At 66.5% G+C, this 21,181-nt stretch carries 13 protein-coding genes and 2 pseudogenes; 3 read left to right on the top strand and 12 right to left on the bottom strand.

Going from position 1 to position 21,181, the window contains the following annotated elements; all coding sequences use genetic code 11:
* Nucleotides 1-50 precede the first annotated feature (50 nt).
* Together FSV73_RS17785 and hutC are read right to left on the bottom strand one after the other, a co-directional pair.
* Nucleotides 51-629, bottom strand: a complete 579-nt coding sequence (locus tag FSV73_RS17785; protein WP_145009184.1) for a HutD/Ves family protein — start codon at nucleotides 627-629, stop codon at nucleotides 51-53.
* Nucleotides 626-1,366 carry a histidine utilization repressor gene (hutC, locus tag FSV73_RS17780; protein WP_145009182.1) on the bottom strand — a complete coding sequence of 247 codons (741 nt, stop codon included), beginning with the start codon at nucleotides 1,364-1,366 and terminating at the stop codon, nucleotides 626-628. Before hutC ends, FSV73_RS17785 begins: the two co-directional genes overlap by 4 nt.
* Nucleotides 1,367-1,460: 94 nt before the next feature.
* Between hutC and FSV73_RS17775 the strand changes: the two genes are divergently transcribed.
* A complete protein-coding gene (locus tag FSV73_RS17775; protein ID WP_145009180.1) occupies nucleotides 1,461-2,819 on the top strand; it encodes a formimidoylglutamate deiminase in 1,359 nt (452 codons plus the stop codon).
* A gap of 38 nt (nucleotides 2,820-2,857) precedes the next feature.
* Here FSV73_RS17775 and hutG read toward each other — a convergent pair whose 3' ends face one another.
* The 10 genes and pseudogenes from hutG to FSV73_RS17730 form a co-directional block, all read right to left on the bottom strand.
* Nucleotides 2,858-3,661 carry an N-formylglutamate deformylase gene (gene hutG / locus FSV73_RS17770; protein WP_145009178.1) on the bottom strand — a complete coding sequence of 268 codons (804 nt, stop codon included), beginning with the start codon at nucleotides 3,659-3,661 and terminating at the stop codon, nucleotides 2,858-2,860.
* Nucleotides 3,654-4,859, bottom strand: coding sequence for an imidazolonepropionase (hutI, locus tag FSV73_RS17765; protein ID WP_145009176.1), 1,206 nt, complete (start codon nucleotides 4,857-4,859; stop codon nucleotides 3,654-3,656). The genes hutG and hutI overlap by 8 nt, the downstream gene beginning before the upstream one ends.
* Entirely contained in the window at nucleotides 4,856-6,262 is a 1,407-nt protein-coding gene (locus tag FSV73_RS17760; RefSeq protein ID WP_145009174.1) for a purine-cytosine permease family protein, read from the bottom strand. The genes hutI and FSV73_RS17760 overlap by 4 nt, the downstream gene beginning before the upstream one ends.
* A gap of 111 nt (nucleotides 6,263-6,373) precedes the next feature.
* Entirely contained in the window at nucleotides 6,374-8,056 is a 1,683-nt protein-coding gene (gene hutU, locus FSV73_RS17755; protein WP_145009171.1) for a urocanate hydratase, read from the bottom strand.
* Between the two features lie 514 nt (nucleotides 8,057-8,570).
* Complete coding sequence (locus tag FSV73_RS17750) at nucleotides 8,571-9,659, bottom strand: GGDEF domain-containing protein (RefSeq protein WP_145009169.1); 1,089 nt, start codon at nucleotides 9,657-9,659, stop codon at nucleotides 8,571-8,573.
* Between the two features lie 919 nt (nucleotides 9,660-10,578).
* Nucleotides 10,579-11,055 carry a GNAT family N-acetyltransferase gene (locus tag FSV73_RS17745; RefSeq protein ID WP_145009167.1) on the bottom strand — a complete coding sequence of 159 codons (477 nt, stop codon included), beginning with the start codon at nucleotides 11,053-11,055 and terminating at the stop codon, nucleotides 10,579-10,581.
* A gap of 284 nt (nucleotides 11,056-11,339) precedes the next feature.
* A pseudogene (locus FSV73_RS26200) lies at nucleotides 11,340-11,624 on the bottom strand (methyl-accepting chemotaxis protein); the annotation flags it as partial.
* Nucleotides 11,610-12,344 (bottom strand): annotated as a pseudogene (locus FSV73_RS26195) (PAS domain-containing protein); the annotation flags it as partial. The pseudogenes FSV73_RS26195 and FSV73_RS26200, both read right to left, overlap by 15 nt.
* 528 nt (nucleotides 12,345-12,872) lie before the next feature.
* Entirely contained in the window at nucleotides 12,873-14,861 is a 1,989-nt protein-coding gene (locus FSV73_RS17735) for a putative bifunctional diguanylate cyclase/phosphodiesterase (RefSeq protein ID WP_145009165.1), read from the bottom strand.
* A gap of 189 nt (nucleotides 14,862-15,050) precedes the next feature.
* Nucleotides 15,051-16,967: a HAMP domain-containing methyl-accepting chemotaxis protein gene (locus tag FSV73_RS17730; RefSeq protein WP_145009163.1), complete on the bottom strand. Its 1,917-nt coding sequence runs from the start codon at nucleotides 16,965-16,967 to the stop codon at nucleotides 15,051-15,053.
* A 515-nt stretch (nucleotides 16,968-17,482) separates the two neighbouring features.
* Here FSV73_RS17730 and FSV73_RS17725 point away from each other — a divergent pair.
* Both FSV73_RS17725 and FSV73_RS17720 read left to right on the top strand, forming a co-directional pair.
* Nucleotides 17,483-17,701, top strand: a complete 219-nt coding sequence (locus FSV73_RS17725; protein WP_260856105.1) for a DUF1654 domain-containing protein — start codon at nucleotides 17,483-17,485, stop codon at nucleotides 17,699-17,701.
* A 385-nt stretch (nucleotides 17,702-18,086) separates the two neighbouring features.
* Nucleotides 18,087-21,131, top strand: coding sequence for an autotransporter domain-containing protein (locus FSV73_RS17720; RefSeq protein ID WP_145009207.1), 3,045 nt, complete (start codon nucleotides 18,087-18,089; stop codon nucleotides 21,129-21,131).
* Nucleotides 21,132-21,181: the final 50 nt, after the last annotated feature.

The following is a 21,181-nucleotide window of genomic DNA, read 5'->3' as shown; positions in this document are numbered from 1 at the left end:
ACAAACCGCCCATCAGTCGGGCTCCGTTGCCACTGAACAACGTACTGGGTTTACACAGCTAGCAGCCGGATCACGCAGAGCTGCGCGGTCCCTTGTATAGTCAACTGAGGTGGCGTTGATTGCGGTGGCAGGTACAGGGCGTCCAGCGGACCGAGGGTGACCGACTCCTCGGCTTGCCGGACCTGCACGGAGCCCTCGCCGCAGAACAGGATCAGCGTCCGAGGCTCGGTGAGCCGCAGGGCGCCGGCCAATGCTATCCATTCCAGCTCGGCGTCATAGCGGTCGGCGCGATAGATCAGGTTGAGGTCGCGAATGGGCCCCTCGAGCAGCTCACAGTTGACGCGGGCCGCGCCGGAGAAGACGTATGGCTGCCAGCGACCCAGGGCGGGCGTGGCCACTTCGTCGATATGCAGCCGCATGCCGGCGCCTGCGATCACGCTGATGATCCGCGTCAGGCCAGCGAATGGGGAAAAGGCCCCGGATTGCGTCACGTCCGCCAGTGACAGGCGCCAGCCGAAGTCGTCCGCCGTGGCGGGCGTATCGCGCGCGATCTCGAGGGTGGTCCCGAGACCGTTACGCCAGGGCATGCGCCGGTGCCCCGCGGCGGGAAGCCACGTGAATTCGCTCATGAGCCGAAATGGCCTTCCAGGCGATAGCGACTGCCCGGGTACAGCAGCCTGGCGCTGGTGACGGTGCGGCGGCCCGACCAGGTACGCCGACGGATCAACAGGCAGGGCTCCTCGGCGGGAATGCGCAGCAGTTGCTGCTCCTCGGGGGAGGCGAGGACCGCCTCGACCACATGCTCGCCTTCGGTCAGGGGGGCGAGACGATTGAGGTAGACATAGGGCGTTTCACTGCCGAAGTCCTGGTCGAGGTACTCGGGTGCCACCGCGGGATTTACGTAGCGATCCTCGATCTGCACCGGCACGTCGTTTTCATAGTGCACGATCAGCGAATGGAACACCGGCTGGCCTTCGCGAACCCCCAGCGCCAGCGAACGCTCGCCATTGGCCGTTTCACTGCCCATCCGGATCACCTCGAGTCGATGGCGGTGGCCCCGGGACGCGATCTCGTCGGCGATGTTGTGCACCTCGAAGAGAGCGGCCTGGCCCTTGGGTTCGGCGACGAAGGTGCCCACGCCCTGCATCCGCACCAGCAGGCCGTCGCTGGTCAGCTCGCGCAAGGCGCGGTGCACCGTCATGCGGCTGAAGCCCAGCTGGGCGACCAGCTCGGCTTCGGAAGGAATCTTCTGGTGCGGCGGCCAGGCGCCCGAATGGATCTGCCGCAGGATGAGTTGCTTGACCTGCTCATAGAAGGGCGCGGGCGCGGCCTTGGGTGCTTGGGCGGGAGTCGAGGATGACGGCATGAGGGGCCCCTTGGAGGACAGACAGCAGTTTACCGAATTCGCTTATGTCTGTATATGTATATACATGTTAGCCATAGCTAGGATGAGGTCGATTATGCCGGCTTTTTTTGCGGAAAGGGCGCTGCTACCCGAAGGGTGGGCGACGGACGTGCGCCTGGAGGTAGACGCGCAGGGCTGTCTGCTCGGCGTCCAGCCCCAGGGTTCGTCGGACGGCGCGGAACGGGTGCGAGGCCCGCTGCTGCCCGGCATGCCCAATCTGCACTCCCACGCCTTCCAGCGGGCCATGGCCGGCTTGGCCGAGGTGGCGGGTGCCACCCAGGACAGTTTCTGGACCTGGCGCGACCTGATGTATCGCCTGGTGGGCCGGCTCGAGCCGGAGCAACTGGAGGTGGTGGCACGCCAGCTGTACATCGAGATGCTCAAGGCCGGCTATACCGCCGTGGCCGAATTCCACTACGTGCACCACGATCCTCAAGGGCATCCCTACGCCGATCCCGCAGAGCTGGGCGGGCGTATCGCCCAGGCGGCGCGCAGTGCGGGCATCGGCCTGACCCTGCTGCCGGTGCTCTACAGCTACAGCGGCTTCGGCGCCCAGGCGCCGACCGCGGGCCAGCGGCGCTTCCTGCATACCACCGACAGTTACCTGGAGCTCTTGCCCCGCCTGGCGGCGGTGCTGGATGACCGGCAGCGGCTGGGCCTGTGCTTTCATTCGCTACGCGCCGTCAGCGGCGAGCAACTCGCCACGGTATTGGCGGCGACGGATGCCCGCTGGCCGGTGCACATCCATATCGCCGAGCAGCAGAAGGAGGTGGACGACTGCCTGGCCTGGAGCGGGCGCCGGCCCCTCGAGTGGCTATACGAGCAGGTGGCGGTGGATGAGCGCTGGTGCCTGGTCCATGCCACCCATGCGCTACCCCACGAAGTCGGCCTGATGGCGCAGAGTCGGGCCATCGCCGGCCTCTGCCCGACCACCGAGGCTAACCTGGGTGACGGGATTTTTCCGGCGACGGATTTCCTCGCGGTGGGCGGGCGCTTCGGCATCGGCTCGGACAGCCATGTGAGTGTCAGCCCGGTCGAGGAATTGCGTTGGCTCGAGTATGGCCAGCGCCTGCGCGATCAGCAGCGCAATCGTCTGGTCGGCGCGCGCCAGCCCAATGTCGGCCACCAGCTGTTCGAGCAGGCCCTGCAGGGTGGCGCCGCGGCCCTGGGCCAGCAGATAGGCGCGCTGGCGGTCGGTCGGCGTGCCGACTGGGTGGTCCTGGATGGCGCCGATCCCTACCTGTCCAGCGTACCGGCGGAGGCCGTGCTCAATCGTTGGCTGTTCGCCGGGAGTGATCGCCAGGTGCGCGACGTGATGGTCGGCGGGCGTTGGGTGGTGCAGGAGGGGCGGCATCCTGACGAAGCCACCAGCGCCCGTGAATTCGCCGAGGTGTTGCGTACCCTGCTCGACTGAAGCGGCAAGCGGTCCCCGCGAGTTGGGGACCGCACCGGTCAACGACCGTAGCGCTCGCGCCCCCAAACCAACGCCGCCTCGAGCAACTGGCGCAGGACGTCCTGGGTAGGGGTGGCGCGATCCTCGCGATAGCCGAAGGGCGGTGCCTCGTCCATGTAGGTGCATTGCGCCAGTTCTAGTTGCACGGCATGGATGTGCTGGTCGGGCGCGCCATAGTGGCGGGTGATGAAGCCGCCCTTGAAGCGGCCATTGAAGACGTGGGTCAGGCGTTGCTGGCCACCGGCGACCGCCTGCAGGCGGCTGGTCAGTTCCGGCGCGCAGCTGGCGCCGTCGAAGGTACCGAAGTTGAGATCCGGCAACTGGCCGTCGAACAACCGCGGTATGCGCGAGCAGATGGAATGGGCATCCCACAGCAGCGCATAGCCGAAGGTCTCGCGCAGCCGCTGCAGTTCCGCCACTAGGGTCTGGTGATAGGGCCGCCAGATTTCCTCCAGCGCCTGTTGGCGGGCCGCAGCATCTGGCGCCAGGCCGTCGCGGAACAGCGGGCTGCCATCGAAGAGCACGTCCGGGAAGAGCCCGGTGGTGGCGCTGCTGTAGAGGGGTACGTCATCGTCGGGCCGGTTCAGATCGATGACGTAGCGCGAATAGAGCGCCTCCAGCCGGCTGGCGCCCAATTCCTCGGCCATGGCATAGAGCCGGGGAATGTGCCAATCGGTGTCGGCGAGGGCCTGGCCGGCGGGCACCAGGCCCTGCTCGACGGCGCGGGTGAGACGGGTGCCGGGATGCGGCATGCTGATCAGCAACGGCACCTGGCCGCGAGTGAACTTGAAGGTGTCAGACACGGGCGAGCTCCTTGCCGTGGCGGATGATGCGGGTGTCGAGTTGGCCGCCGAGCCAGTAGGCCAGTTCGGCGGGGCGGGTGATGTCCCAGGCGATGAAATCGGCGTATTTGCCCGCTTCCAGACTGCCGTAGCGGTCCGCGAGGCCGAGCGCCCGGGCGGCATTCAGGGTGACACCGGCCAGGGCTTCTTCCGGGGTGAGGCCGAACAGGGTGCAGCCCAGGTTGAGCATCAGCCGCAACGACAGCACCGGCGAGGTGCCCGGGTTGGCGTCGCTGGCCAGGGCGATGGGCACGCCATGGGTGCGCAGGGCGGTCACCGGTGGCAATTGCGTCTCGCGCAGGGTGAGGAAGGCGCCGGGCAGCAGGACTGCCACGGTGCCGGCAGCGGCCATGGCCACCACGTCTTCCTCGACCAGGTACTCCAGGTGATCGGCCGACAGTGCGCCATAGCGAGCCGCGAGCGCCGCGCCGTGCTGTACCGAAAGTTGTTCGGCGTGCAGCTTGACCGGCAGGCCGAGCCGGGCGGCGGTCTGGACGACGCGCTCGACCTGCGCCGGGGAAAAGGCCAGGTGCTCGCAGAAGGCATCCACCGCGTCGACCAGCCCCTCGGCAGCCAGTTGCGGGAGCCAGTCGTCGCAGATCGCGGTGATGTAGTCATCGGCCCGGCCGGCGAATTCCGGGGGCAGGGCATGGGCGGCCAGGCAGGTGGTGCGTACCGTGACCGGCAATGCCTCGCCCAGTCGGCGTGCCACCCGCAGCATCTTGCGTTCGCTGGCCAGGTCCAGGCCGTAGCCGGATTTCACTTCCAGCACGGTAACGCCTTCGGCCAGCAGCGGGCGGGCGCGGCGCAGGGCGCTGGCCAGCAATTCGTCCTCGCTGGCGGCGCGGGTGGCGCGGACGCTGCTGGCGATACCGCCGCCGGCCGCGGCGATCTCGGCATAGCTGGTGCCCTGCAGGCGCTGCTCGAATTCGCCACTGCGATCGCCGCCGAAGACCAGGTGGGTATGGCAATCGATCAAGCCGGGCGTGACCCAGGCACCCCCTAGGTCATGCCGCTCGCTGATCGCGATCGAGGGCAGTTCGGCCAGCGGACCGACCCAGTGCAAACGCTCACCATCGACCAGCAGGGCCGCATTTTCCAGGACGCCATAGACCCCATCGACCAGGGTGGCGGCCTGGCAGTTGTACCAGAGCTTCATGGGGTGTCCTCACGCAAGGGGTAGGCCGGTGCGGCCGCGTGACGGCGGGCCAGCAGCCAGTAGAGCAGGGCCGGCACCAGCAGGCCGATGACCCAGGAAATGTCGACCCCACCCAGGTGGGCAACCAGCGGGCCGGTGTAGAGCTTGGTCGACAGGAAGGGCAGCTGGATCAGCACACCGATGACATAGACGGTCAGGCCGGTACCGTTCCAGCGCCCGTAGCGGCCGTTCGGGTCGGCCAGCGCCGCCAGGTCGTAGCGTTCACGGGTGATGAGGTAGTAGTCGACCAGGTTGATCGCGCTCCACGGCGTGAAGAAGGTCAGCAGGAAGAGGATGAAGGACTTGAACGCCAGCAGGAAGGCGCCTTGGCCGAGCAGGGCGATCAGGGTGGCCGCGCCGACGATGGCCAGGACGAACAGCAGCCGCTGCCGTGGACTGATCTCGACTTCGCCGCGGAAGCCGCTGATCAGGGTGGCGAGGCACATGAAGCTGCCATAGGAGTTCAGGGTGGAGATGGTGACCTTGCCGAAGGCGATGCTGAAATAGAGCAACGCGGCCGTCGCGCCGCTGCCCCCCAGGCCGACGATGAAGGCGACCTCATGGCCGGCGAAGCGGCCGTTGGCCATGGCCGCGGCGAAGACCCCGAGCACCATGGCGGTCTGGGCCCCCAGCACCGAACCGGCGCCCACCGCGAGAAAGGTCTTCAGCGGCGAGGTGCGGGCGGGCAGGTAGCGCGAGTAGTCGGCCACGTAGGGGCCATAGGCGATCTGCCAGGAGGCGGCCAGGGACACGGCGAGCAGGAAGCCGCTCCAGCTGAACTGCCGATTCTGCACCAGCGCCGGTACATCGCCGACGCTGAGCACCCGGCTGAACAGGTAGCAGAAAGCGATCACCCCCAGGACGCTGGCCAGCCGTCCCAGCAGGTGGATGGCTCTATAGCCCAGCACCGTGACCAGCACGATGACCGCAGCGAAGATGAGGATGCCCAGGCTGTCGCTGACCTGGAGCAGTTGGCCGAGCGCCTGCCCCGAGAGCACCGTGCCGGTGGCGGTGAAGCCCAGGTACATCAGGCAGACCAGCACCAGGGGCACGGCCGCGCCCTGGACGCCGAATTGCACCCGGCTGGAGATCATCTGCGGCAGCCCCAGGCGCGGCCCCTGGGCGGCGTGCAGGGCCATCACCGTGCCGCCGAGCACCTGGCCGAGCAACAGCCCCCAGAGCGACCAGAAGACATCGCCGCCCAGCACCACGGCGAGGGCGCCGGTGACGATGGCGGTGATCTGCAGGTTTGCCCCCAGCCAGAGGGTGAACTGGCTGTACAGCCGGCCATGGCGTTCGTGGGGCGGGATGTAATCGATGGAGCGCCGTTCGATCAGCGACGGCGAGGAAGCGGACTCGGACATACAGGACCTGCGCGATGGTGAGCCGCCACCGGTGCCCAGCGCAGGCAGCCGGGGAGGCCGGGACCCTGAAAGGCGCCAGTGGCGGCGGCAGGGCCACCACCGCGCCACCTATTACGCCTGAGGCTTGGTGATCATCGGCAGGTTCAAGCCTTGCTCGTGCGCGCACTCGATGGCGATCTCGTAGCCCGCATCGGCGTGACGCATCACCCCAGTGGCCGGGTCGTTGGTCAGCACCCGGGCGATGCGTTCGGCGGCTTCATCGGAGCCATCGCAGACGATGACCATGCCCGAGTGCTGCGAGAAGCCCATGCCCACGCCACCGCCATGGTGCAGCGACACCCAGGTGGCGCCGCTGGCAGTATTTAGGAGGGCGTTGAGCAGCGGCCAGTCGGAGACGGCGTCGGAGCCATCGCGCATGGCCTCGGTCTCGCGGTTGGGACTGGCCACCGAACCCGAATCCAGGTGGTCGCGGCCGATGACGATGGGCGCCTTGAGTTCGCCCGTGCGCACCATCTCGTTGAAGGCCAGGCCGAGCTTGGCGCGCTGTCCGAGGCCGACCCAGCAGATACGCGCCGGCAGCCCCTGGAAGGCGATGCGCTCGCGCGCCATGTCCAGCCAGTGGTGCAGATGGGCGTCATCGGGGATGAGTTCCTTGACCTTGGCATCGGTGCGATAGATGTCCTCGGCGTCACCGGACAGCGCCGCCCAGCGGAAGGGCCCGATACCCCGGCAGAACAGCGGGCGGATATAGGCCGGGACGAAACCGGGGAAGGCGAAGGCGTCATCCACACCGACGTCCTTGGCCATCTGGCGGATGTTGTTGCCGTAGTCGAAGGTGGGTACGCCCTGGCGCTGGAAGTCGAGCATGGCGCGCACGTGCCGGGCCATGGAAGCCTTGGCTGCCCTGACCACCTCCGCCGGTTCGACGAGGGCGCGCGCGCGATATTCTTCCCAGGTCCAGCCGGCCGGCAGATAGCCATTGAGCGGATCGTGGGCGCTGGTCTGGTCGGTGACCAGGTCCGGGCGGACGCCGCGCCGTACCAGCTCGGGCAGAATCTCGGCGGCGTTGCCCTGCAGGGCGATGGAGATGGCACGGCCGTCGCGGGTGTAGCGGTCGAGACGAGCCAGGGCATCGTCCAGATCTTTGGCCTGCTCATCGACGTAGCGGGTCTTGAGGCGGAAGTCGATCCGGCTCTGCTGGCATTCGATGTTCAGCGAACAGGCACCGGCCAGGGTCGCGGCCAGCGGCTGGGCGCCGCCCATGCCGCCGAGGCCGGCGGTCAGCACCCAGCGCCCTTGGAGATTGCCCTCATAGTGCTGGCGCCCGGCCTCGACGAAGGTTTCGTAGGTGCCCTGGACGATGCCCTGGCTGCCGATATAGATCCAGCTACCCGCGGTCATCTGGCCGTACATGGCCAGGCCCTTGGCGTCGAGTTCGTTGAAGTGCTCCCAGCTCGCCCAGTGCGGCACCAGGTTGGAGTTGGCGATCAGCACGCGCGGCGCGTTGCTGTGGGTCTTGAATACGCCGACCGGCTTGCCCGATTGCACCAGCAGTGTCTCGTCGTCACCCAGTGTCTTGAGGCTGGCGACGATGGCGTCGTAGCACGCCCAGTTGCGCGCGGCCCGCCCGATACCGCCATAGACGACCAGCGCCTCGGGATTCTCGGCGACCTCGGGATCGAGGTTGTTCATCAGCATGCGCAGGGGCGCCTCGGTGAACCAGCTACGGGCGTTGAGCTGGGTGCCCCGGGGAGCGCGGATGGTTACGGAGCGATGGCGGGTGGAGTCGGTCATGATGGGGCCTGCGAGCGGTTGAACTAATGACATTGCATGTATATACAAGTATAGGAAAAGACGGCTCCAGGCAAGAGGGCAGCTGGCACTATGGGCCAGGCGGGCCCGAACCGCCTGCAAAGCGCGACGAAGCGAAGGAGACCGAGCCAAAGCCCGGACGCGAACTTCCCTGACCGTTTGCCCGAGCTGGCACGGGGCCGGCGCCCCAGCCTACGTTCGGGCATCGCTGTTGGTCATCATGTGCTGCGGACCACCCAGCGGAGTCGCCTGTGGAAAAAGGCCGCCTCGGCGGCCAGCGCAGGTCGCCCGGTAGGCTGGCGCGGTTGCGAAAGTGGGCAGGTCAGCCCGGCCGGTGGCATTTTCCGCAGGACGGCCTCGCGCCGATGACATCAGGCGCGGCGGTCATTCATCCGCAGATTCGATGGATCGCCGGTAAGGGTACAGAGGCGCTGTCGCGGGTGGGGGTCCGGCTATGCACGGTCTCGGCGTGCAGCGGTTACTGGCAATGCAGGTCTCAAGGCGCCATGCCCAGTTCCGCGATCACCAGACCATCGTCACGGCTCACCTCGGGGATAGGGGTCACATAGAAGGGTCTGCCAAGATAGTAAGCGCGGCTTCTGCCCTCGCGCTTGGCGTTGTACAACTCCTGGTCGGCCTGGAAGAGGATGTTGGACAGGTCGCTGGTGACCCGGATCTTGGTCAGGCCGGCGCTGAAGCTGTAAGGGCAGGGCGAGTAGGTGAGGGCGGCGCTCAGCAGGGCTTCGACGCTTTTCAGCACCTCCTCTTCCGTACGGTCCTGGTAGAGGATGCCGAATTCTTCCCCACCCAGACGGCCGAACTGGTGCTTGATAGGATCTTCCCTGATCAACTGCGAGAGGTGGATCAGCACGTCATCGCCCCGTGCGTGGCCCAGCTTGTCATTGATCTTCTTGAAGTAGTCGATATCCAGCATCAGGAACCAGCAATTCTCGGATCTCGTGTCGATGCACGATTCAACGGTGGTCTGGATGGCATCCATCAAGGAGCGGCGATTCGGTGCCTTGGTCAGAAAGTCTATCTGCGACAAGTTCCGGTAATTCTTCATCAGTTCGTAAACGCGCTTCATGGTCTTTACATAGGTCGCGTTCAAACAGGTGCCAAGAGCCGTAGTGATGACCACGTGAAGATAGAAGATATTGTCGAATAGCGGATTGGCACCGGCACTGTTGACCTGCCACATGATCACCCATACCGCGAACAAGGTGATGAGATAGTCGAGCGTGCTGACAAATAATATGGAAATCCCCATGGCGATAAGGGTGGTGGTTACCATGCCCCACATGTCTATCAGAGCGCCCAGATGAGCGACTTCCCGCTCGAAGAGTAACGCGATGAAGACGGTCTGCATCGGGCCTATCAAGCGCCAGACAAAGATATTCTTTGAAATTGTTATTATCGCTGTAATGGCCAGAAGCAGTCCAAAGAGCAGATAATCATGGTCCGCCAGGGGCCGCGGTCCCAAGGGGTTCAATCTCCAGGCTGCCACGAGTGCCACGATTCCCGCGGCCACTGTGAGCGTCATGGGCCACTGCATCTCTCGGCGCATGTGCTTATGGAAGGTCATGACGAGTCCTTTCGAATGGTGTGGATTAGATAACGTAGCTAGCTGATGAATGTAACAGATCGTCACTTGCTTAAAAGTAATTAAATATTTCCTGTTTTCAGCTTTGGCTTTTTATGGGTGAGTTGTCAGATAACGTTCAAGATTTGTTTTACTATAAAAGGCCTTGCAGGGTTAAGACATCACAATTGGATACTCTGTCCTCGCCTGTTTCTCCGCTTAATATGCAAGGGAATCAGCTGGCGGAAACGCTCTAGCTCTTCGGCCAGCCACCTAGGTCACCAAGGCCGCGGTGGCGTCCTATCTCCGCTGCTTACAGCAACGAGCAGCAGCTGCCGCTGGCGAGCGTGACGCCGTTACAGAGGTACGCATTTTTCGAGCAGGTAGGCACCGGCAGGGCAGGCTGTCTTGGCGGGGGCTGGTCTGGCAGGCGGGCATGGACAGCCATCGCGGCCCTGGCAGAAGGGCCCTTCGCCCGGGAGACGGTTGGAGATTGCCGGACTGGCAAGGCCTCCCAGGCGCGTTGACCGGCGTGGATGTCAGCGCCGCACCGGCGGGCATTCGTTTGACCCAGCCGCTGGGATTGTGTTCGGCGCGTCAGGCCGTAGTTCGCGGCGTCCGTTGCGGGCGAGGGCGCTTCTCTATAGCGACGGGAAGATCCAGCTCAGCCCGTTCGGCCGCCCGGTATCATCGCGGATCTGATCCCGTGGCGGCCTCGGCACCGTCGGTGCGCGGGTTTGGCGTTAGAGAGCCGGCGAGTAGGCAAAAAAATCCCCCGCCGGAGCGGGGGACAACTCAGTTCGAAGCCTACAGATTCGCCAACCTGGAGGTGATGAGTGTGGAGCACTCGAGACGATTGACCGGCCGGGCTCGGCCGGGTTCAAACACAGCCGTGGCCACGCTGATCGGTTCTATCCCCAGTTCACATTTCCGCCTGGTCCGTGGGGGCTCGCGCGGGAGCAGGGCGCCTCAGGTAGTAGATATCCCACTCCGCCTCCTCTACCGGCTCGAAGCCGTGACGCCGGTAGAACGCATTGGCCCTGCTGCCCCGCAGGGCGCCCAGGCGGATCGGCAGGCCGCAGGCATCGACATCGGCGAGGATCTGTCCCAGCACTGCGCCGCCCAGGCCCTTGCCCTGGTGCTCGGGCAGAAGATACAGATGATCCAGGTGCCAGGCCTCGGCCAGCGGGCGAACGACGCAAAAGCCCACGCGTACGCCTCCGGCTTCGATGAAGCGGCACAGGGCGGGATCGAAGGTGCCCAGGAAGCGCTCCCGCGCACGCCGGGGATCGAAGCGCCCGAGGCGCTCCAGGCTGTCGCGCATCGCGGCGATACGCATGGTCACCAGCAGCTCGGCGTCGGCCGTGGTGGTTGGGGTCAGGGCGGGGTTCAGGTGCATGGTGGCCGCTCGAAACCTGGGAGACGTCACCCTAGCAAGGATTGCCCTGCCGGACTCAGGCTACTGGCCAAAGGTCGAAGCGAGCGGCCTGCCGGAGCTTCGGGACGCCAGGGCGCTGGTCCCCTCGGCCACCCGCGAGGTTCGCCGCTGGGGGCCGACGTCAACCTCTAGCGGCGCCAGACGCCCGGCAGGGCGAGCGCTTCGCCCTGCCGGGCGCCGCGGCGAGGGCCGGGACCGGGCAGGGCGCGGTCCTCGCCGTCAGCGGTGACTCGCCGTCACTGGCGGATCATGTCCGCGGCGCGCTGGGTAGCCTCGGAGGTCCTGGTCGCCAGTTTCCGCACCTCATCGGCGACCACCGCGAAACCACGACCGGCTTCGCCGGCACGCGCGGCCTCGATCGCCGCGTTGAGGGCCAGCAGGTTGGTCTGGGCGGCGATGCCCTGGATGGAGCTGACGATTTCCGTGACGTTTCTCAGGTTGCTCTCCATCGCCTGATGCTGGGCTTCCTGGGCCTGGCGCAGGTCGCTCTGCTCATGGCTGGCGTGGATGTCGGTCAGGGCGCCGACCACGCGCAGGGGCGTGCCATCGCTGGCGCGGCGGGTCTGGCCGCGCGCTCTGAACCAGCGATAGGTGCCGTTCTTCAATTTCAGGCGGTAGGTGATGTCGAAGCCGGTCTGGCCGCTGCGGTCGGTCAAATGCGCGCCGAAGGCGTCGATGCTGCGCTGCTTGTCCTCGGGGTGCAGGCGCGAGGCCCAGCTGTCCAGGACGTCGGGGAATTCCTCGACGGTCTCGAAGCCCAGCAGACGACGAAATTGCGGCGACCACCAGAAAGGGTTCTGCGGATTGACCGGATCGCCGGCAATCACTTCCATGTCCCAGAGGCCGTCGTTGAGCATTTCCCGCGCCAGCTCGAAGCGGGTGAGGGTGACCTCGAGTTCGGCGTCGCGCAGCCGTTGGTCATGGATGTCGCGCAGCGAGCCGGCGACCCGCAGCGGGGTGCCCTGGCTGTCGCGCAGGGTCTCGCCGCTGGCGCGGAACCAGCGGTACTCGCCGTTCTTGGTCGCCAACCGGTATTCGATGTCGTAGGGCGTATGGCCGCTGCGATCGGTCAGGTGGCGAGCGAAGGCCTCCAGGGTGCGCTTGCTGTCCTCGGGGTGCAGGCGATTCGCCCAACTGCCGAGTTCGTTGGGGAAGTCCTGCTCGTTGCGAAAGCCCAGCAGGGCGCGCAGCTGATCGGACCACCAGAAGGCATTGCGTGGATTGACCGGGTCACCGGCGACCACTTCCATGTCCCAGAGGCCCTCGCTGGTGGCGCGGTTGACCAGGTCGAAGCGCGTGGCCAGGCGCTGGACCGCCGCTTCGCGCTCCGCCAGGCGGACGGTCAGCTGTTCGATCTCCGCCTGCATCTCGTGCAGCTGGGCTTCCAGGGTGCCTTGCTTGCTCAGCAGCTGGCGCACGCCACCGGCAACCCTTTGCAGGACGGCGGGGCCGGTGAGGCCCTCGAGCTGCCCGGCGGTGGCCGGCTGCTCCAGGGCATTGGCGGTCAGCGTGAGGCCGCGCACCAGGGTGGCGTGTTGAAGGATCGACATGCGTAAGCTCCAGAGAGGATGGCTCTTCAGATAGACAATGATCGCAGTAAGCGCCAGGTTGTCGGCTGGCGTCAGCGGCTCTTTAGCGCGCTCCAGAGCCTTTTCCGGAAATTTTCGACCTTGGCAGCGCTCGCGGGGACCAGGGCGTGCCGGGCAGTCCATAGGGCCATGGCCGGCTCCGCTCAGTGGCGTGATACCTGGCGGCTTACAGTCCTTGGAGGCCGTGGGCTAGGGTGCGCTGGTCGCGGGCACCAGGTCCCCCGACACCGGATCGGCCGCGGGCTTGCCCAGCAGATAGCCCTGCGCCAGCCGCACCCCCAACTGGTTTAGCAGGGCCAATTGCTCGGGGGTTTCCACGCCCTCGCAGAGCACGTCCAGCTTCATGGCCTTGCCGAGCAGCAACAGCGAGTTCAGGACCTCCCCGCGCTGCGCTTCGTCCGGGATCGCCAGGATCCGTCGGTCCAGCTTGATCAGTTGGAACGGCAATTCCAGGATCGGGCCGAGACCGGCGAAGCCGCTGCCGAAGTCATCCAGGGCCATGCGGATGCCGAGCATCTGCAGGAGGGCGAAGGACTGCCGGGTCTTGGTGTCGATGACCAGCTCCACCCCTTCGGTGATTTCCAGCACCAGCCGGTTGGCCGCCAGCCGGGAGAGCCTGAGGGCGGCCGCGACCCGCTCGGGCAGCATGGGATCGGCGAACTGCAGCGGCGACAGATTGATGGAGACGCTCAGGTGGGCCGGCCACTGGCTGGCGGCCAGGCAGGCTTCCTTCACCACCCATTCGCCCAGGGCGATGATGAAATTGCCCTGTTCGGCCAGGGGGATGAAGAGGTCCGGCGAGACCATTCCCAGGGTGGGATGCCGCCAGCGCAGCAGGGCTTCGTAGCCGACCACCTGTTGCGGCTGGACCCGGTAGATGGGCTGGTAGTGGAGCAGGAATTCGCCATTCCCCAGGCCCTTGCGGATATCGTCGGGGGTGAGCAGGTCCGCATGGTCGAGGGGCGCGCCCAGCACCGCGTCGGTACCGCCTTCGAAGACCCGGTCCCGGCCATCGCGCTTGGCGCGATAGAGGGCACGATCCGCGCAGTCCAGCAGGTCGTCGGCGCTGCTCAGCCCGGCGATGCCGCTACGGGCGATACCGATGCTGACGGTGAGGTAGGTCTTGTCGTCCTGCCGGCCCTGGTGGGGGATCTCCAGCGCGCGCACGCGCTGCAGGATGGTCTCGGCCACGGTGAGGGCCTCGGCCGGGGCGACCCGTTCCAGCACGACGACGAATTCCTCGCCACCGTAGCGGCCGACCAGGTCACCGGGGCCCAGGCCGATGGCCAGCGTCTTGGCCACGGTTCTCAGGCATTCGTCGCCGGCGAGGTGGCCATAGTGGTCGTTGTAGCGCTTGAAGTGATCCACGTCGATCAGCAGCACGGCGCCTTGTCCACCGGCCAGGCGCCGCTGCCAGAAGTCTTCGAGCAGCGGACGCAGCTGCCGGCGGTTGGCCAGGCCGGTGAGGGAGTCGGTTTCCGAGAGAATCTGCAGGTCCTGGTTGGCCGAATTCAGGGAGGCCAGGCGGACCTCTTCGCGCAGCTTGTACAGGTAGGAGCGGCGCCCCTCCACGTTGAGCCAGTAGCTGGCCAACAGCGAGAAGAAGGCCATCACCACGGCATTGGTGATCATCAGGCCGCCGACGATGGGCGACACCGGGGCCCGGTGCACGGCATAGCCGATCACCGAGAGGGCGAAGCCATTGAACAGCAGGGCCGGGAACAGCGGGCTCTTCATGCAGGTGTTGGCGAAGACCAGCATCAGCGGCCAGGTGAAGATGAACAGGGTCTGGCTCAGCTCGTGGCTGGCCGGGCCGTTGATCACCAGGTTGTAGACCACCAGCAGGCCCAGGTAGAAGGGCAATAGGGCCAGGGTTTCGCGCCAGTGGATGGGCACCACCCGGAGCAGGCCGACGATTACCAGGGTGAAAGGGGTCGCGATCCCGAGCATCTGGCTGGCGGCCCAGGGCAGGGCATCCGGCCGCATCAGCCACCACCAGAGCAGGAAGCTGTTGTAGCTCAGGGTGCCGATGAGCAGGCAGCGGGTGAGGTGGCGACTGCGCTGGGCGTGGATGTCCCGGTGGAACAGGCGTTCCAGTACCGGGGCGAAGGCGAAGGGCCCCACGGGCACGGCCAGCGTCTGGTCGACCAGCCGACCAAGCTCAGGAGAGGTTTTCATGTAAGCCCGTACTCAGGGTAGGGAAGCAACATCCGACGACGGATGTGATATCAATATGATGTCACCATTGACCAGGGGGCTCGCGCCAAGATCCATCCGGGATGACCGGCGGTTGCGTTGGGGAACCTGACGGTGCGCCCCGTCCGCCCGGCCGCTCATGGCCAGGCGGGACGGATCCTTCCGGTAACGTCACACCTTGAAGCGTGCGGTCATTTCCTGCAGGCGGACGCCGATGCGCGCCAGTTCCATGCTGGAGGAAGCGGTCTGCTCGCTGGCCGCGGCGGTCTGGTCGGAGATGTCGCGCACGTTGGTCACGTTGCGGCCGATCTCTTCCCCGGCGGCGCTCTGCTGTTCCGCGGCGCAGGCGATCTGCTCGTTCATCGACTCGATGCTGCGTACCGACTGGGTGATGCGCTTGAGCATGTCGCCCGCTTCCCGCGACAGGTCGACGCTGCTGCCGGTGAGCTGGATGTTCTGCTCCAGTACCGCCGCCATCCGATCGGTGCTCTGGTTGAGCCCGGTGATGAGCTGGGCGATCTCGTCGGTCGAGCTGCGGGTACGCTGGGCCAGGCCGCGCACCTCGTCGGCGACCACCGCGAACCCGCGACCGGCTTCGCCCGCCCGGGCGGCCTCGATGGCCGCGTTCAGGGCCAGCAGGTTGGTCTGCTCGGATACCGCCTTGATCACGTCGAGCACCCCACCGATGCTGTCGGCATGATTGCGCAGGGCCGCCATGGCGGTCTTGGTCGCATCCATCTCGCTGGCCAGCAGTTCGATCTGGGTCACCGCCTTGCTCACCGCCTGGTCGCCCTGCAATGCCTGCTGGCTGGCTTCCAGCGCGGACTTGGCCGCTTCACCGGCATTGCGCGCCACCTCGTGGGTGGTCGCGGTCATTTCCTGCATCGCGGTGGCGATCTGGTCGGTCTCGACCTTTTGCGCCTGGACACCGGCGCTGGTCTGCTCGGTCACCGCCGACAGCTGCTCCGCGGCGCTGGCCACCTGGACGACGCCATCCTTCATCTCGCCGATCAGCCCGCGCAGATTGATGGTCATCTGTTGCATGCTGGCCTGCAGCGCCCCCAGTTCGTCCTTGCGGGTCACTTCCAGCTGGTGGGTGAAGTCGCCACTGGCGACCGTCTGGGCCAGGGCAACGGTGTCCTTGAGCGGACGGACGATGGAGCGCGTGATCAGCCAGGCGCCGACGAGCCCCAGGGCGATGGCGATGGCCAGCCAGACCAGCAGCAGCTGACGGGCGCCGCTCACATCCGTTACCTGCAGGTCCTGCTGGATCGCGGTCAGCTTGTCCGAGAGTCCAAGGATGGTGGTGATGGTGCCGGAAATACCGGCCTGTGCCTGGTCGACCTTCGCCTGGCCATCGATCAGCTGCTGCAGCCGCTGCTGGTAGCCGGCGATCTCGCGGGCGAGCCGTTGGACGGCGTCGGCGGGCAGGGTGGTGGTGGTCCCGAGCGCCTTGACCCTGGCCTCGACCTGATCGAGGGCCTGGTGGGCGGCGGTCTCGGTTTCCTTGCTCGGCGTGGCCGCGTAGCTGCGCAGGCTGATGCGCATCTGCTGCAAGCCGAGGAAGAGGGTGGTGACCTGCTGGCGGTCTTCGACGCGGCCGCCTTCGGCATTGGCGGTCTCGGCCAGGGCCAGGAGCGCGGCATTGGCGGTTTCCGCGTTGGCGGTGGCCGCCTGCTGGATGGCCGCCCGCTCGCGCGTGGCCGTCACCACCTGGTTGTAAAGGTCGCGATAGCGCTTGAGCGCCGACTGCGCCTCGCCCAGGAGGGCTTCGTTGGTCTTGGAGTTGAAGTTGGGGGTGATGTCCTGCAATTGGGTCTCGATCTTGTCGAGCGCGGCCAGCCACTTGGCGGCCTGGGCATCGTCGCCCTTGAGGATGTAGACGAGGCGCTCGATGCGCATGTCCCGGGCCAGGGTGCTGAACCCGGAGATGTCGCCGATCCGCTCGCTGCGATCACGCAGGGCATCCGTGGCTTGCCATCCGGTGTAGGCCACCAGCAGGATCATGCCGATGAGTAGCGAGAAACCCAGCGCCAGCTTGGCGCGGACGCTGATGTTGCTGAGGAAATTCCAGCCATTGTGCTGCATATGGACTACCTGGATAAAAAGCTGGGTTGACGGGCCGCATCCGTCGCGATTCTGTTATCGCGATAAGTTATCAGGTGCGAATGCAGGTCAAATGCGTATCTTGGATAGGGTTGGAGTCTCGCGCGATCTGCCGCTGACAGTGATTGCGACGGGGCGCCGCCTGAGGGGGCGAACCCTGCCGAAGACCTGTCGAGACGTTGCGGAGTAGTCTGACAACCAAAACAGGAAAAGTGATCTCGGTCACATTCGGTTTGGGGACCGCTGGGCTTTATCGGTGGATAGGCGGTGCCATTACCCTTAGACGGATGCCCTCTCGGCGCGCGCGCGTCGATGCCCGTCGGTCGACACCCCGTGATCGTCCTGCCCGGGCGATTGGCCGGTAGCTCGATCGATGGCTCGCTGTCCCACCGCCGTCCTGGCAGAGGACCACGGCTTGCCAGGCGGGCCCGCCGCCTAATACTGTATAAAAGAACAGTCTGGAGCCTGCGCCCATGGACCGCAACAGGTTGCCCGAGATGACGTCCTACGATCGGCTGACGCTGCGCGTCTCGCGGTTGGTCAACACCGCGCGTGGCGTGATCGACAAGCACGTGCACGTGGAGCGGCTGGATGCCGCGACGGAGGACTGGGAGCTGCTGCTCGAGGCCATCGGCGAGACCGAGGGGGTCATCGTCGCCCATCGGGACGACGGCAGCATCGACCTGTTCTGGAAGGTCAGCTACGAAGAGTTCTGACGGGTAGCGGGTTGCCCGAGGTCGACGGCGAGCTTCAGGGCAGGCCCGCTCCTGGCGTGGGGGAGGGCGCTGGCCTGGCCGGTACGCGCGGGTCGGTAGCGCCCTCGCGCCGCGGATCGAGCCGGCGCGGAAGGTCGTCACGGTTCTACCGGACAGCGGGGCCACGCCCCAATGACGGTCGCACCTGCGCCTGCGTGCGAATCCCGTTCTGCCCGGCTGCTCGAAGGAGAAGCTACCTCGAACCCGCGTCGCCAAACTGCCTTGAAACCGCCGTCTTAGCGTCATACAACCGCTCTAGGCTCGCCGCCCCATAGCTTGTAACAAGTTGTATCCATAACGCTAAGGGGAAGAGTGGGTGAAACGTTCAGGTAACAAACCGGCGGTGATGACGGCGGTATTCACGGCCTCGTTGCTGGCCCTGTCGGTGCAGGCTGCCAGTCGGGCGAGCAGCAACGCCACCAACGGCGTCGATCTGCTGTCGGGCTACAACAAACTATGGACGCCGGGGGCTACCTGGAACACCGGCACCCCGACCGCGCTGGGGGCGCCCATTCTGCAGCGCAACGTGCAGTACGTGATCGACCTGTCCCATACCCGCACCCACGACCAGGAAGTGGCGGCCTACTACGATGATCGCCGCGACCAGAGCTACAGCCTGATCAGTGGCCTGGGGTCGCTGGCGAACGCCTACCTGGCCGGCTCGGGCGCCTTCACCACCATCCCGGTTTTCGATGCGTCCACCCAGACGGTGCAATACCAGGACCAGGGCAACGGCTCCGGTGACGTCAACTCCCAGCTGGGCAAGGTCGCGCAACTGGTCAAGGCGATCCGCAACGATGCCTCCACCAGTTCGGCGAAAAGCTTCTACCAGTATCCCCGGCCGTGGCGGCAGACCAGCGAGGACATCGTGGCGCCCTCGCTGCACCCCGAGCGCAGCCAGACGCCGCAGACCGACGGCGGCTTTCCCAGTGGCCACACCAACGCCGCCTACCTGTCCGCCCTCGGCTACGGCTACGCCGTCCCCCAGCGACTGGGTGAGGAGCTCTTCCGCGCGTCCGAGCTGGGCAACAACCGCATCGTCGCCGGCATGCACTCGCCGCTGGACGTGATCGGCGGGCGAATCACCGCCACCTATTTCGCCATCGACAACCTGGTCAACAATGCCCAGCTGCGCAGCGATGCCTTCGCCCAGGCCCAGGCCTACTTCGCCCAGGTCTGCGGTGGCGACATCAACAACTGCGTGCCCAGCGTCGATCCGGCCACCGACCAGCAATCGCAGCATGCCCAGGACAAGGCGCTGTACACGGCCCGGCTGACCTACGGCCTCGCCCCCATCGGCGCGACCAACCTGGCGCCGGTGGTGCCGGTCAACGCCGAGGTGCTGCTGGAGACGCGCTTCCCCTACCTCAGCGCCAGCCAGCGTCGTGACATCCTGGCCAGTACCGAGCTGTCCTCCGGCTATGTGGTCATCGATGAATCCAACGGCTATGGCCGACTCAACCTGATGGCCGCCGCCGACGGCTACGGCGCCTTCAACGGCAACGTCAGCGTCACCATGGATGCCAGCCAGGGCGGCTTCAATGCCCGCGACGCCTGGCGCAACGACATCGGCGGCAGCGGCAGCCTGACCAAGAACGGCAGCGGCGAACTCACCCTCAGCGGGTTCAACACCTACAGCGGCGGCACGCTGATCAATGGCGGTACCCTGCGCGGCTACGCCCACGCCTTCGGCAGCGGCGACATCACCGACAACGCCACCCTGGTGCTGGACCAGTCGGTCAACGACACCCTCGCCAACAACCTGCACGGCACCGGCAGCCTGGTGAAGACCGGCGTCGGCTCCCTGAGCCTGACCGGTAGCAGCGACTTCTCCGGCACCACCCGCGTCGACCAGGGCCGCCTGGCCATCAATGGCAACCTCGGCAATTCGGCGGTCACCGTCAACTCCGGCGCCACCCTCGGCGGCAACGGCAGTCTCGGCAGCCTGCGGGTGGCCCAGGGCGGTATCCTGGCGCCCGGCAATTCGGTGGGCCAGCTCAACGTCAACGGCAACGTGACCCTCGACCAGGGTTCTGTCTACCAGGTCGAAACCGATGCCACCGGCCGTGCCGACCGCCTGGTCGCCAACGGCAGCATCGCCGTCAACGGCGCCACCCTGGCGCTGGTTTCCAGCCCCTACTGGCAGCCGCTGGGCAGCTACCAGCTGCTCAGCGCAGGTAACGGCCTGAGCGGCAGCTTCGGGTCGATCCAGTCCGACTTCGCCTTCCTCACCCCGACCCTGAGCTACGGCGCCAACCAGGCGACCCTGAGCCTGCCGCGCAATGGCGTGGCCTTCGCCGACCTGGCCGATGGCCGCAACGCCCGCGCCGCCGCTGCCGGCCTGGACGCGGCCGTGGCTGGCAATGCGCTGTGGAATCAGGTCGCCGCGACCAATGCCACCGGCGCGCGCTCGACCTTCCAGAGCCTGGGCAACGAACTGCACGCCACCACCAAGACCGTGCTGGTGGAAGACAGCCGCCTGGTCCGCAACGCCATGGCCGAGCGGCTGCACGAGGCCCAGGACGAGGCGCCGTCCAGCGCTGGCATCCAGGGCCTGGCCGGCAGCTCCGAGCGCGGCCTGGTCTGGACCCAGGCCCTCGGCGCCTGGGGTCGCAACGACGGCAGCCACGACGCCAGCAGCCTGGACAGCCACAGCCGCGGCCTGCTGATCGGCGCCGACATCCCGCTGGACAATGGCTGGCGCGCCGGTGCCCTGGTGGGCTTCGGGCATACCGATCTCGACCTGCGCGACGAATCCGGCTCGGCGGACAGCACCGACTATCACCTGGGGCTCTATGCCGGTACCCAGTGGGACGCCCTGAGCCTCAGGTTCGGCCTGGCCCATAGCTGGCACTCGGTGGAAGCGCGCCGGGAGCTGCTGATCCTCGGTAGCGACCAGCGCCTGGCGCCGGACTACGACGCCGGCACCACCCAGGCCTTCGGCGAACTGGCCTACCGGATCGACGCGGGCAGCCTGAGTCTCTCGCCCTTCGCCAACCTGGCCCAGGTGCACCTGCAAACCGATGGCTTCCACGAGCGCAGCGGCGCCCTGGCGCTGGACAATCCGCGGCAGACCACCGACGTGACCTTCAGCACCCTCGGCCTGCGCCTGGCGAGCAAGCCGCTGGGTGACTGGAAGGTGGTGCCCAGTGCCACCCTGGGCTGGCGCCATGCCTTCGGCGACACCACGCCGGAGCACGAGGCCGCGTTCGCCGGTGGGCCGGACTTCAAGCTGGTGGGCGCGCCCATCGCCCGCGAGGCGGCGGTGGTCCAGGGTGCGCTGGACCTGGCGCTGAGCGAGACGGTCTCGCTGGGCCTGGGCTACGACGGGCAATTGAGCGGCCGCAGCAAGGACCAGGACCTCAACGCCAAGTTGAGCTGGCGGTTCTGAGGCGCCGGGCCCCTGGCCTCGCTGGACCGGCGAGGCCAGGGGGCTGGTCT

This window comes from Pseudomonas oryzihabitans (genome assembly GCF_007665395.1).
Taxonomy (GTDB): domain Bacteria; phylum Pseudomonadota; class Gammaproteobacteria; order Pseudomonadales; family Pseudomonadaceae; genus Chryseomonas; species Chryseomonas psychrotolerans_C.
Note: the sequence above shows the minus strand (reverse complement) of the source record. Positions and strands in the feature narration are given on the sequence as shown.